Source organism: Streptosporangium sandarakinum (genome assembly GCF_013409935.1).
GTDB classification, from domain to species: domain Bacteria; phylum Actinomycetota; class Actinomycetes; order Streptosporangiales; family Streptosporangiaceae; genus Streptosporangium; species Streptosporangium nondiastaticum.
The window spans coordinates 2,022,847-2,035,035 of record NZ_JACCCO010000001.1; the positions used below are offsets into that span (position 1 = coordinate 2,022,847).

Here is a 12,189-nt window from a genome sequence, read left to right on the forward strand (position 1 = left end):
GCGGGCCGTACGACCGAAGCAGTCTTGGCGCGGAGGCGGGCGGGTGTTCCGGCCGGCTTCAAAACGCCGGCAACCACCGCGCCCGAAGCCAGGCCGAAGGCCGGCCGGAACCAGAGCCCAGCCACAACGCCGGCCGGAACACCCACCCACCGCAGCGCGCACAACCGACCAGCCCGGCAAGCGCGGACCTGCCCGATCCGGAGAAGCGCGCACGATGGGAACCACCGAACGACCCGTCCGGCCACCCGGGAAACCCCCGCAACGCTGAGAGCCCCTGCTCAGCCCTACGGGAAACGCGGACGGCCCGAGCCGGTCACTCGCCCGGGAAGCGCACCCCCACCTGGGCACGGACCTCGTCCATGACGCCCATCACGTCCAGCGTCGTCTGCCAGGGCACCAGAGGGCTCTCCAGCAGTCCCTCGCGCAGGCAGCGCATGGCCTCGGCGGCCTCGTGCAGCATGCCCGACCCCTCGTAGGGGACGTGGAAGGTCTCCGGTTCGGCTTCCGGGCGGTGCAGGACGAAGGTGTCGGGCCGGAAGAACGGTCCTGGCACCTCGATCCGGCCGAGCGGGCCGGAGATGGTCGCGGTGACCGGGGTGGCGGCGGTGATGCCGCAGGACAGCACCGCCACCGCGCCGCTGTCGTAGCCGAGGACCATGCCGGTGTTCTCGTCCACGCCCTCGGGGGTCAGCCGGGCCCAGGCCCGGACCTCGGCGGGGTCGCCGAGCAGGAGGTGGGCGAATGAGATGGGGTAGACGCCGAGGTCGAGGAGGGCGCCCCCGCCCTGCGCCGGGTCGCGGAGCCGGTGCTCGGGGCCGACGGAGGCGAGGATCCCGAAGTCGGCGTGGACGGCGGAGACCGGGCCGATCGCGCCGTCCTCGACCAGTTCCACGATCTTCCGGACACCCGGGACGCAGCGCGTCCACATGGCCTCCATGAGGAACAGCCCGCGCTCGCGGGCGAGGTCCACCAGCTTGGCGGCCTGGACGCGGTTGAGCGTGAACGCCTTCTCGCACAGTACGGCCTTGCCCGCGTTCAGGCAGGTCAGCACGGCGTCGTAGTGGGCGTTCTGGGTGTTGGCGACGTAGACGACGTCCACGTCGGGGTCGGCGGCGAGTTCGGCCCAGCTTCCGTGGGCGCGGGGGATGCCGTGCCGGTCGGCGAACGCCCGGGCGGACTCCACGGTCCGCGATCCGACCGCCACCACCTCGGCGTCCGGCAGCAGCTTCAGGTCTCCGGTGAACGTGGCCGCGATCCAGCCGGTCGCGAGGATGCCCCATCTGATGGTGCTCATGGCGACATATCCCACCATGTACGGCTACGCCGCACCACGCCCCACCTTCCGGCGAAAAACCCGCCGTACGCAAGGACCCGCCGTACGCAAGAGCCCGCCGTACAGGGAGGCCCGCCGTACGGAGAAGACTCCCCCGTACGGCGGGCCCGCCGCGAGAAGCTCAGCCCCGGGTGTCGGCGAGCAGCGCCTTGAGCACCAGGTTCGGATGGTCGCGCAGCACGCCGCGCATCCGCCACTCGTCGGTGAACAGCGCCAGCAGCTCCCCGTCGATGGAGCGCGTGAAGACCTCCACACCCCGCTGCCGGGCGAGGATCGGCGCCGACTCGGCGTCGGTGATCCGGGCGAGGCTGAAGTCGAGCCGGTCCAGCGCGATCTCGGTGTTGAACTCCCCGGCCAGCCGGTGCTTCACCACGTCGAACTGCATCGGGCCGACCGCCGCCAGCACCGGCGACTGGTCGCCGCGGATCTCGGAGCGCAGCACCTGGACGACGCCCTCGGCCTCCATCTGCTCGATGCCCTTGCGGAACTGCTTGGCCCGGCCCGCGTCGCGGCAGCGGGCGGTCCAGAAGTGCTCGGGCGCGAAGCTCGGGATCTTCGGGAACTCGACCGACGGGCCGTCGTAGAGGGTGTCGCCGGGGCGCAGGGCGGTGGCGTTCACCAGGCCGACGACGTCGCCGGGGTATGCCTCGTCGATGGTGGCGCGTTCCTGGCCGAAGACCGCCTGGGCGTACTTGGTGGCGAAGGGGCGCCCGGTCGCGGCGTGGGTCAGCACCATGCCGCGCTCGAAGCGTCCCGAGCAGACGCGGACGAACGCGATCCGGTCGCGGTGCGAGGGGTCCATGTTGGCCTGCACCTTGAAGACCAGTCCGGAGAACGGCTCCTCAAGGGGACGCGGGACGTCCTTGGCGTCGGGCCGCGGCGCCGGGGCGGGGGCGATGTCGACCATCGCGTCGAGCAGGCGACCGACGCCGAAGTTGTTCAGGGCGGCGCCGAACAGCACCGGGGTGGACTCGTGGCCCTCGAACGCCTTCTGATCGTGGTCGGCGCCGATCGCGCCCAGCAGCTCGACCTCGTCGCTGGCCCGGGTCCAGTCGTCGCCCAGCTCGGCCTCGGCCTGCTCGGGGGTCAGGTCGGTCTCGATGGCCTTGGTGGCGCCGCCGGGGGTGCGGGTGTAGCGGACCGCCCGGTCGGCGACGCGGTCGATCACCCCGTGGAAGAACCCGCCGGTGCCGATCGGCCAGGTGATCGGGGTGGGCCGCAGGCCGGTCTTCTCCTCGATCTCGTCCAGCAGCTCCAGCGCCTCGCGGCCGGGGCGGTCCCACTTGTTGACGAACGTGATGACGGGGATGCGGCGGTGGCGGCAGACCTCGAACAGCTTCAGCGTCTGCGGCTCCATGCCCTTGGCGGCGTCGAGCAGCATGACCGCGCAGTCGACGGCGGCCAGCACCCGGTAGGTGTCCTCGGAGAAGTCGGCGTGGCCGGGGGTGTCGACGAGGTTGAACATGTGGCCCCGGTACTCGAACCGGAGGGCGGCCGAGGTGATGGAGATGCCGCGGGCCTTCTCCATGTCCATCCAGTCGGAGGTGACGCCGCGGCGGCCGGCCTTGCCGTGCACCGCTCCGGCCTCGGTGATCGCCGACGCGTGCAGTGCCAGCGCCTCGGTCATGGTGGACTTTCCGGCGTCGGGATGGCTGATCACCGCGAACGTGCGACGCCGCGCCGCCTCCTCAATGATCGCGGTCAATTGCTGTTCTCCTCGCCGTGCTGGGGGTGAGATGGGGGCCGGCCCGTTCGGAAACGCTTCGGAAGGGCACTGGAACAGCTTACGTGCAGCGCGGCCGTCAACAGATGTGGCAACACTTCCTCCGGCCGCTTGCGTCACCATGGTGTTCGGTGGATTGTGGAACACCATGGTTCGCCCCATGCCCGTCCCGACTGCCCGGAAAGCGACCCGCTCGTGCAACTCGACCTTTCAGTGATGTGCAGATGATCACGCTTCGTTATGCGGCGGGCTCCGATGTCGGCCGGGTCCGCCAGGGTAATGAGGACGCGGCGTACGCCGGTGCCCGGCTGCTCGCCGTCGCCGACGGAATGGGCGGCCACGTGGGCGGGGAGGTCGCCAGCGCGGCGGCCATCACCGCGGTCGCGGCCCTCGACCGGGAGCAGCCGGACGATCTCGTGGCCACGGCCGAGGCCGGGGTCCGCCAGGCGAACCAGCGTCTGCGGGAGCTGGTGGAGGAGGACCCGAGCCTCACCGGCATGGGCACCACGCTGACGCTGATGCTGTGGGACGGCCCGCGGGTGGCGCTCGCCCACATCGGCGACTCCCGCGCCTACCTGCTCCGTGACGGCGACCTGTACCAGATCACCTATGACCACACCCTGGTGCAGACGCTGATGGACGACGGCCGGATCACCGCCGAGGAGGCCGCCAGGCACCCGCACCGGTCGATCCTGCTCCAGGTCCTCGACGGCGGCGACAACCCCGACCCCGACCTGTCCCTGCGCGACGCCGAGGTCGGCGACCGCTACCTGCTGTGCTCCGACGGCCTCTCCGGGGTGGTGGAGGCCGAGCGGCTGCGCCAGGTGCTCGCCGAGGTCGACGACCTGGACGAGGTGACCCGCCGGCTGATCGAGCTGGCCTGCGAGGCGGGCGGCCCGGACAACATCACCTGCGTGGTCGCCGACGTGGTCGAGGGTCCGGGCTCCGACACGCCCGTGACCGTCGGCGCGGCCGTCCCTTCCTGAGGGGTCCCGCCGTACGGCTCCGACACGCCCGTGACCGTCGGCGCGGCCGTCCCCTCCTGAGTGGTTCCGCCGTACGGCTCCCCCTCCGCGGGGGACGCGCCGTACGGCGGGGCCGCGTGTCCTGGCCGTGGCGCGGCGCAGACGCTATCGTCGGTTTCCCGTGCTTCTCACCGCTCGCCACCCCCGGAAGGACGCGCGCCCATGTACAAGGAATTCGCCATCGAGGCCATCGTCTGGCTGATCCCCGTCGTGATCCTGATCGGCCTGGCCTACATGATCACGCGCCCCGCCTGACCCTCCCCGCCGCGTCCCCGCGCCGCCTCATCGCGCCCCCGCCGCGTCCCCGCGACGCCCGGCCGCGTCCACCGCGCCGGCGCGTGCCCATTAGTCTGTTGCCGCCCGGTATACGGCGGCACGACGGCACGTGAGAGCAGGGAAAACGGTGAAGCTTCTCCACTCAGGGAAGGTCCGGGACGTCTACGAGGACCGCGGGGACATCATCCTCGTGGCGTCCGACCGGGTGTCGGTCTACGACGTGATCCTCCCGACGCCCATCCCCGACAAGGGGAAGGTCCTCACGCAGCTCTCGCTGTGGTGGTTCGAGCGGCTCGCCGACGTCGTGCCGAACCACGTCGTCTCCGCCACCGACGTCCCCGCCGAGTTCGCCGGCCGGGCCATCCGGTGCCGGAGGCTGGACATGCTGCCGGTCGAGTGCGTCGCCCGGGGCTACCTCACCGGCGGCGGGCTGACGGAGTACCGCGAGCACGGTTCGGTCTCCGGCGTGTCGCTGCCGCCGGGCCTGGTGGACGGCTCCAGGCTGCCCGAGCCGATCTTCACCCCGAGCACCAAGGCGCCGCTCGGGCAGCACGACGAGCCGATCTCCTTCGGGGGCGTGGTCGAGCGGGTGGGCGCGGAGACCGCCGAGGAGCTCCGGCGGATCACGCTGGAGGTCTACCGCCGGGGGGCCGAGCTGGCCGCCGAGCGGGGCGTCGTCATCGCCGACACCAAGATCGAGCTGGGCCGGGCGGCCGACGGCACGCTCACCCTGGGCGACGAGTTGCTGACGCCGGACTCCTCGCGTTTCTGGCCCGCCGAGCAGTGGGAGCCGGGCCGGTCGCAGCCCTCCTTCGACAAGCAGTACGTCCGCGACTGGGCGACCGGCACCGGCTGGGACAAGAAGGAGCCCGCTCCCGAGGTGCCCGCCGAGGTCGTCGAGGCCACCCGGGCCCGTTACGTCGAGGCGTACGAGCGCATCACCGGCGAGACGTGGTGACGCGCGGGCCGCTCCCGGGCGCCGCACGGTCGTGACGCGACCGCGGCGCGGCCCCGCCACCGCGGCGGGGCCCGCGGCGGTCAGTGGGTGAGCCGTCCCTCGGCGGCGGCGCCCACCACGAACCGGTCGGCCGACGGCGGGTGCTGGCCGTAGTCGGCCACGATGCAGGTGATGTTGTCGGGGCCGCCGCCCCGGTTGGCCAGGTCGATGAGCCACCGTACGGCCTCGGCCGGGTCGTCGATCTCGGTCAGCGTGTTGAACAGGGTCTCCGGGCCGACCACGCCGGTCAGGCCGTCGGAGCACAGCAGGTAGCGGTCACCGGGCTGGGCCTCGCGCAGCGACAGGTCCAGCTCGCCGTCTCCGGTGCCCTCCAGGACCCGCAGCACCATGGATCGGCGCGGGTGCTCGGCGGCCTGCTCCTCGGTGATGCGGCCCTCGTCCACCAGCGACTGGACCAGGGTGTGGTCGTGGGTGATCTGGTAGAGGGCGCTGTCGCGCAGCATGTAGGCGCGGGAGTCGCCGACGTGGGCGAGGGCGAAGTTCGGGCCGTCCCAGAGCATGGCGGTGAGGGTGGTGCCCATCCCGCGCAGGGTGGGGTCCTGCTCGCTCATGTCGTGCAGCGTGTGGTTGACCTCGGTGGCCGTGCCCTTGAGCGCCGCCACGAGGTCGACGCCGCCGGCCGGGAGTCTCTCGTCCAGCGCCGCCATGGCCCTGACCGCCAGGGAGCTGGCCACCTCGCCGCCCGCGTGACCTCCCATGCCGTCGGCGATGGCGAGCAGGCGGGCGCTCGCGTATCCGGAATCCTCGTTCGCCTCGCGGCGGACGCCGACATCGGATCGAGCGGCGTAGCGCAGCGCCAACGCTTGGTTGAGTGCCATGAAGGCAGTAAAGCATTGGTTGAAGCACTTCACAAGCAAACATGTTGTAGACCGCTTCAGCGACGTGAACTACTGTTGTTCGGCATGGAGGAGAGCCAGGACATCACGGTGAACGCGGGCGACATCGCCCGGCTCGCCTCCGTCGGCCGTGCCGCGGTCAGCAACTGGCGCCGCCGCCACGACGACTTCCCCCGCCCGGTCGCCGGAACCACCTCCAGCCCGCTTTTCTCGCTGCCGGAGGTCGCCGCGTGGCTGCGCCGCAACGGCAAGCCGTTCGAGGTCTCCCTCGGCGACCTGGTGTGGCAGCGGTTGCGGACCTCGGCCGACGACCTGCGCCTGGGCGAGCTGGTGGGCCGGGTCGGCGCCTTCCTGCTGTTCCTGCGGCGCGAGCCGGGCGCCTGGCCGGGGCTCGGCGCGCGGACGGCGGACGCCGTGGCCGCCGCCACGGCCGGCCTCCCCGGGGCCCCGATCGCCCCGCCCGACGACCCCGGCCTTCTCGGGCTGGTCGCGGAGCTGGCCGCCGAACGCGGTCCGCTCGCCACGTTCGAGTTCCTGTGCGAGCGCTACGCCGAGGCCCACTCCCGCCGGCTCGCGGTCACCCGGGACGACGTGGCCGACCTGATGTGGCGGCTGGCGGGCCGGGGACGGGGCGCGGTCCTGGACCCGGCCTGCGGCGTCGGGACCCTCCTGCTGCGTGCCGGCTCCGCGCTCGGCCAGGAGGCCGACGCGACGAACGCCCTGATCGCCGCCGTCCGGCTGCTGCTGCGCGGCGCCGACGCCCGGATCGTGGCCGGCGACTCCCTGCGGGAGGACGGCCTGGCCGGAAGGCAGGCCGACGCGGTGATCTGCGACCCTCCGTTCAATGAGCGCGCCTGGGGGTACGGCGAGCTGACCGGCGATCCCCGCTGGGAGTACGGCCTGCCGCCCCGCGGGGAGGGCGAGCTGGCCTGGGTGCAGCACTGCCTGGCCCATGTGAGGCCGGGCGGGCCGGTGGCGATCCTGATGCCGCCGGCCGCGGCGTCCCGCCGTCCCGGCCGGCGGATCCGGGCCAACCTGCTGCGCGCCGGCGCGCTGCGGGCCGTGGTGACGCTGGGCGCGGCCGGGCCGGACCTGTGGCTGCTGCGCCGCCCGGACGGCGGGCGGCCCCCGTCGAGGCTCCTGCTCCTCGACGCCTCCGAGGACCTGTCGGTCGTGGAGCCCGCCTGGCGGGCCCACCTGCGGGACCCGGAGGCGGAGCCGCCGGGCGACGGCCGCAGCGTGCGGATCATCGACCTGCTCGACGAGGAGGTGGACGTCAGCCCGACCCGGCGCCGCCCCCAGCAGGGCGGGCCGGACTTCCTGCGGGACTTCACCGACGCGCTGGACCGCTTCCGCGGCGCGTCGGCCGCGCTGCCGGACGCGCCCCCGGCGCTGGAGGTGCTCGCCGAGCGGCAGGACCTGCCGGCCACCACCGTCGGGGAGCTGGCCAAGGCGGGGCTGGTCACGATCCTGCAGGCCCCGGCCAGGATGCCGGCCGAGGAGGGTCCCCTACCGGTCCTGACGGCCGGTGACACGGCCGTGGGCTCCGCCCCCACGGGCGGGACCACCCTCGACCCGGACCTGGTCATGATCAGGGCCGGGGACATCGTGACGAGCGTCCTGGGTGCGGTCCGGGTGATGAGACGGAGCGGCGCGGCGCTGGGGCCGCAGCTCACGCTCTACCGGGTGGACCCCGAGCGGCTCGACCCCGACTTCGTGGCGGGCTTCATCCGCTCGGCCGACACGAACAGGTCACATCCCGGCTTCAGCCGGCTGGACGTACGGCGGGCCCGGGTGCCGGTGCTCCCCCTCGCCGACCAGCGGCGCTACGGCGCGGCGTTCCGGGAGCTGTTCGCGCTGGAGGACCGGGTGCGTGAGACGACCGCACTGGGGGAAACGCTGATCCGGCTAGGCTTTGACGGACTGGTTGACGGTCATCTCCGACCGTGCGACCAAGGGGTGTGATGTCCCTGGGAGTCCTCGGGAGGGTCGGATGGTCATCGGTGACCGGTACGTACTCGACGACCTTCCCCTGGGGCAGGGCGGCATGGGCGCCGTCTACGGCGGCCACGACGAGCACCTCGACCGCCGGGTCGCCGTCAAGATCCTGCGCTTCCTCACCGGCCCGGACGAGGAGCTGACCCGGCGTTTCCTGCGGGAGGCGCGCATCCTGGCGAAGCTGGAGCACCCCGGCGCCCCGGTCCTGTACGACTTCGGCACCTTCGACCAGCGGCTGTTCCAGGTGATGCAGTTCATCGAGGGGGTGACCGTCGCCGACCTGGTCAGCGAGCACGGCCCGCTCCCGGTGCCGTGGGCCGCCGCGATCGCCGCCCAGGCGTGCGCGGTGCTGGCGGCCGCCCACGCCCTGTCGATCTACCACCGCGACCTGAAGCCCACCAACCTGATGCTCTGCCCGGACGGCAGCGTCAAGGTCCTCGACTTCGGCCTCGCCATGGTCCGCGAGTCGGGCTCGTCGCAGTTCACCCGGATCGGCCAGATCCTCGGCACCCCGGCCTACATGGCCCCCGAGCAGATCCAGCGCGGCCTGTCCGGGCCGCGCAGCGACCTGTACGCGCTGGGCTGCGTGATCCACGAGATGCTGACCGGGCGGCAGCTGTTCACCGGCGTCACCGAGTACGCCGTGTTCGAGCGGCAGGTCAACGAGCTGCCGCCGGACGTGCCGGGCGTGCCCGCCGCGCTGAACGGCCTGCTGGCCGAGCTCCTGGCCAAGGATCCCGAGCGGCGTCCCGCGTGCGCCGAGGCCCTGTACGAGCGCCTGCAGCCCTTCGCGGTGAACCTGCCGATGCTCCCCGGCTTCCTCCACGAGGCGTCGGTGCCCAGCCCGGGCCGGATGTACGCCCGGATGGTCGGCCGCGTCCTCGCCTGACAGCGCGTCCGCACCCGACGCCGCGTCCTCACCCGACAGCGCGTCCGTACCCGGCGACGCCGCGGGTTCCGGAGCGCGCCGCCGGGTGCGGTCCGGAAGTGCGCCGCCGGGTCGAGCCGGGAGGATAATCCCTCCATGGAAGGACACTGGATCGAGGTGGCGGACCGGGTGCTGGTGCGGCGGTACGCCGAGCTGGACCTGTCGGTGGGGCTGGTCCTGGGCGACGGCGGCTGCCTGGTGATCGACACCCGGGGCGACGAGCGGCAGGGCGCCGAGCTGGCCGCGGAGGTGCGCCGGATCACCCTCGACCCGTGGACCGTGGTGCTCACCCACGCCCACTTCGACCACTCCTTCGGCACCCGGCCGTTCATGGAGTGCCCCGTCTGGGCCCACGAGGACTGCCGCGCCGACCTGGTCGCCGACGGCGCCGAGACGAAGGAGGCGTGGGCACGGCGCTACCGCGAGCAGGGCCGGCCCGACATGGCCGCCGACGTCGAGAAGACGGAGATCGTGCTGCCGGACCGCCTGGTGACCGACCGGGCCGAGGTGACGGCCGGCGGGCGCCGCGCCGTCCTGTCGTACCTGGGACGCGGGCACTCGCGGTGCGACCTGGTGATCGCGGTCCCGGACGCCGGCGTGGTGTTCGCCGGCGACCTGGTGGAGAACGGCGCGCCGCCGGCCTACGCCGACGCCTTCCCCCTGGAGTGGCCGGACACCCTCGGCGGGCTGCTCGGCCTGGCCGGGGACGCCGTCGTGGTGCCGGGGCACGGCGATCCGGTGGACCGGGCGTTCGTCACCGCCCAGCACGCCGAGATCGAGGCGGTCGCCGGGCTTTGCCGGGAGGTGGCCGCGGGCCGGATGAGCCGCGAGGAGGCCGTACGGCGCTCGCCCTACCCCGAGGACACCACGCTGACCGCCCTGGACCGGCTGGGCGGATAGCCCGCCGGACGCCGCCCGCGGGCGGCGTCCGGGGCCGTCAGCCCACGGGGACCGGCGCGTCCGGGGTGTACTCGGTGTGGATGCGCCCGGCCGGGACGCCGAGGCGGACCAACCGGTCCGAGGTCACGCGCACCATCTGCTGCGACCCGCACACGAAGACGTCGCCGGACGGGATGATCCGGTGGTACTCCAGGGCGTCGATGGCGGTCTGGCCGTACCCCGGTCCCGGCTCGTCGGAGACCGCCTGCACGATCCGCAGGCGCCGGTGCTGCATGCGCAGGTTGTTCAGGGCCTCGGTGTCGTAGGCGTCGGCGGCGCGCCGCACGCCGTAGAAGAGGTCGATGGCGGGGCGCTCGGGCATCCACACCGACTCCTCGATGAGCGCCTTGAGCGGCGCGAGGCCCGTGCCCCCGGCGATGAAGACCAGGTGGGAGGTGGTGGCCTGTTCCAGCGACAGGGTGCCCCTGGGCGGGCCCAGCAGGATGGTGTCCCCCGGGCGGGTGTGCTTGACCAGCGCCGTGCTGACCCACCCGCCGGGTATGGCCCGCACGTGCAGGACGATCCTGTTGTCGTGGCGGGGGGCGTTCGCGATCGAGTACGCGCGCCACACCCGGGGCCACAGCGCGGTCTGCACGGTGGTGTACTGGCCCGCCCGGAACGGGTACGGGTGGTTGGGCTCGACGGTGAGGACGGCGATGTCGGGGGTGCGCATCTCGTGCCCGACCACCGTGCCGATCCAGGCGGGCGGGGCGGTGACCGCGTCCTGGTCGGCCGCCTGGATCATCACCTCGGCGATGAGGTCGTAGGCGGCCGCCCAGGCCTGGTCGTAGGCGGGCTGCCAGACGCCGTGGGCGCCCGCCCGCATCGCCGCGATCAGGCAGTGCCCGAGCGCCGGGTAGTGTTCGGGCCGGACTCCGTATTTGCGGTGGTCGCGGGCGAGCTGACCGAGATACTCGCGCACCCCCTCGGTGTCCTCCAGGTTGAGCACCACCTGCGTCAGCGCGCCGAAGAGGCGGTCGCGCTGAAGGTCCATCGCGGGCGGGAACAGCTCGCGGATGCGGGGGTTCTCGGCGAAGAGCCTGCTGTAGAAGTCCAGGGTCACCTGGTCGGCCACCGGCTCGACGAGCGACCAGCTTTCCCGGATGAGCCGGATGTCGAGGGTCATGGCGTCACCCAACCGGTTTCCCCGCCTCATGTCGGCTCAGTCCCACACCCCTCATCCGTCCGACGCCGAAGTAGTCGTCACCGGCGGGCCTGCGTCCCTCCGCGACGCGCTCCCGGCGGTCCTGCCTGACCAGCAGCGGGATGTGCTTGGAGCAGTGGATGTACGCCTCCTCGACCTCGATCATGATCCAGCGCTCGGCCTTCCTGCCCGGCGCGGTCTGGTCCTCGTCGTTGAGCCCGTAGCGGCGGGAGGCGTCGTAGGCGGTCATGATGCTCGCCGTGCCGTTGACGTGCAGGCCCACCAGGTCATCGAAGAAGTCGACGAACAGCAGGCTGATGTGCGGGTTCTCCAGGATGTTCCCCATGCTGGCGAGCACGCCGTTGCCCCGGAACTCCGGGTAGACCATCCGGGTGTCGTCCAGCACGCGCACGAACCCGGGCGGGCCCGAGCGGAACGTCGTGTCGCAGTTTCCGGCGGCGTCCGCGGTGCCCACGAAAGCCATCTGCTGTCGGGCCACGAACTCACGCATCTGGGGCGTCAGGTGGTCGACCACCTGACGGCCGTAGAACCGCTCCGCCCGCTCCCTGGTGTCGAAGAGTTTCTGGAGGATGTGCTCCCCGCGGGAGCCGGGCAGGCCCTCGCCATCGTCCAGTCCGCCGTACGGCACATGCTGGGTCGTCACGTCTCTCCATTCGGTCCCGGACCACAAGCCTGTGAGAGGGCGCGGGCGGGTACCCGAGCCCGGCGATGAAGCACCAAACCGGATGTTTCCCCCCACATAACCGATGGAGCCTAGACCACATCAGCCTCACCCGAAACAGTTCTGCAACATTTCCACAGATTTTTCGAATCATGATTAATACTCACTTTTCTTGCCCGAACCTGCACTCCAGAGCCGTCGCGGGGGTGCGCCGGAGCGGCGGGGACGCGCGGCGAGGCGGGCGGGAACGGTCCACCGACGACGACGACGGCGCGCACCGGGACGGA

Annotated in this window: 10 protein-coding genes; 5 read left to right on the top strand and 5 right to left on the bottom strand. The window is 72.5% G+C overall.

Annotated elements, in window-relative coordinates:
- Positions 1 to 313: 313 nt before the first annotated feature.
- Together HDA43_RS08970 and HDA43_RS08975 are read right to left on the bottom strand one after the other, a co-directional pair.
- Positions 314 to 1,294, bottom strand: coding sequence for a Gfo/Idh/MocA family protein (locus HDA43_RS08970; protein ID WP_246423931.1), 981 nt, complete (start codon positions 1,292 to 1,294; stop codon positions 314 to 316).
- Between the two features lie 160 nt (positions 1,295 to 1,454).
- Positions 1,455 to 3,071, bottom strand: coding sequence for a peptide chain release factor 3 (locus HDA43_RS08975; protein WP_376770495.1), 1,617 nt, complete (start codon positions 3,069 to 3,071; stop codon positions 1,455 to 1,457).
- A gap of 209 nt (positions 3,072 to 3,280) precedes the next feature.
- Between HDA43_RS08975 and HDA43_RS08980 the strand changes: the two genes are divergently transcribed.
- Both HDA43_RS08980 and HDA43_RS08985 read left to right on the top strand, forming a co-directional pair.
- Positions 3,281 to 4,042, top strand: coding sequence for a PP2C family protein-serine/threonine phosphatase (locus HDA43_RS08980; RefSeq protein WP_179819276.1), 762 nt, complete (start codon positions 3,281 to 3,283; stop codon positions 4,040 to 4,042).
- A gap of 442 nt (positions 4,043 to 4,484) precedes the next feature.
- Positions 4,485 to 5,315: a phosphoribosylaminoimidazolesuccinocarboxamide synthase gene (locus HDA43_RS08985; protein WP_179819277.1), complete on the top strand. Its 831-nt coding sequence runs from the start codon at positions 4,485 to 4,487 to the stop codon at positions 5,313 to 5,315.
- A gap of 80 nt (positions 5,316 to 5,395) precedes the next feature.
- On the opposite strand, the gene HDA43_RS08990 is transcribed toward HDA43_RS08985, so the two are convergent.
- Positions 5,396 to 6,193, bottom strand: coding sequence for a PP2C family protein-serine/threonine phosphatase (locus HDA43_RS08990; RefSeq protein WP_179819278.1), 798 nt, complete (start codon positions 6,191 to 6,193; stop codon positions 5,396 to 5,398).
- Positions 6,194 to 6,277: 84 nt separating this feature from the next.
- Here HDA43_RS08990 and HDA43_RS08995 point away from each other — a divergent pair, with 84 nt between their 5' ends.
- The 3 genes from HDA43_RS08995 (at position 6,278) to HDA43_RS09005 (ending at position 10,037) form a co-directional block, all read left to right on the top strand.
- On the top strand, positions 6,278 to 8,176 hold the full coding sequence (locus HDA43_RS08995; RefSeq protein WP_179819279.1) for an N-6 DNA methylase: 1,899 nt from the start codon (positions 6,278 to 6,280) through the stop codon (positions 8,174 to 8,176).
- A 28-nt stretch (positions 8,177 to 8,204) separates the two neighbouring features.
- Complete coding sequence (locus tag HDA43_RS09000) at positions 8,205 to 9,098, top strand: serine/threonine-protein kinase (protein WP_179819280.1); 894 nt, start codon at positions 8,205 to 8,207, stop codon at positions 9,096 to 9,098.
- Between the two features lie 135 nt (positions 9,099 to 9,233).
- On the top strand, positions 9,234 to 10,037 hold the full coding sequence (locus HDA43_RS09005; RefSeq protein ID WP_179819281.1) for an MBL fold metallo-hydrolase: 804 nt from the start codon (positions 9,234 to 9,236) through the stop codon (positions 10,035 to 10,037).
- A 37-nt stretch (positions 10,038 to 10,074) separates the two neighbouring features.
- On the opposite strand, the gene HDA43_RS09010 is transcribed toward HDA43_RS09005, so the two are convergent.
- Both HDA43_RS09010 and HDA43_RS09015 read right to left on the bottom strand, forming a co-directional pair.
- Complete coding sequence (locus tag HDA43_RS09010) at positions 10,075 to 11,202, bottom strand: globin domain-containing protein (protein WP_179819282.1); 1,128 nt, start codon at positions 11,200 to 11,202, stop codon at positions 10,075 to 10,077.
- A 4-nt stretch (positions 11,203 to 11,206) separates the two neighbouring features.
- Positions 11,207 to 11,884, bottom strand: coding sequence for a pyridoxamine 5'-phosphate oxidase family protein (locus tag HDA43_RS09015; protein ID WP_179819283.1), 678 nt, complete (start codon positions 11,882 to 11,884; stop codon positions 11,207 to 11,209).
- Between the last annotated feature and the right edge of the window lie 305 nt (positions 11,885 to 12,189).

What these genes read in the sequence shown, in the direction of transcription:
- HDA43_RS08970 (WP_246423931.1), bottom strand. Translation starts at nt 1,294, where the DNA reads ATGAGCACCATCAGATGGGGCATCCTCGCGACCGGCTGGATCGCGGCC.
- HDA43_RS08980 (WP_179819276.1), top strand. Translation starts at nt 3,281, where the DNA reads ATGATCACGCTTCGTTATGCGGCGGGCTCCGATGTCGGCCGGGTCCGC.
- HDA43_RS08990 (WP_179819278.1), bottom strand. Translation starts at nt 6,193, where the DNA reads ATGGCACTCAACCAAGCGTTGGCGCTGCGCTACGCCGCTCGATCCGAT.
- HDA43_RS08995 (WP_179819279.1), top strand. Translation starts at nt 6,278, where the DNA reads ATGGAGGAGAGCCAGGACATCACGGTGAACGCGGGCGACATCGCCCGG.
- HDA43_RS09000 (WP_179819280.1), top strand. Translation starts at nt 8,205, where the DNA reads ATGGTCATCGGTGACCGGTACGTACTCGACGACCTTCCCCTGGGGCAG.
- HDA43_RS09005 (WP_179819281.1), top strand. Translation starts at nt 9,234, where the DNA reads ATGGAAGGACACTGGATCGAGGTGGCGGACCGGGTGCTGGTGCGGCGG.
- HDA43_RS09010 (WP_179819282.1), bottom strand. Translation starts at nt 11,202, where the DNA reads ATGACCCTCGACATCCGGCTCATCCGGGAAAGCTGGTCGCTCGTCGAG.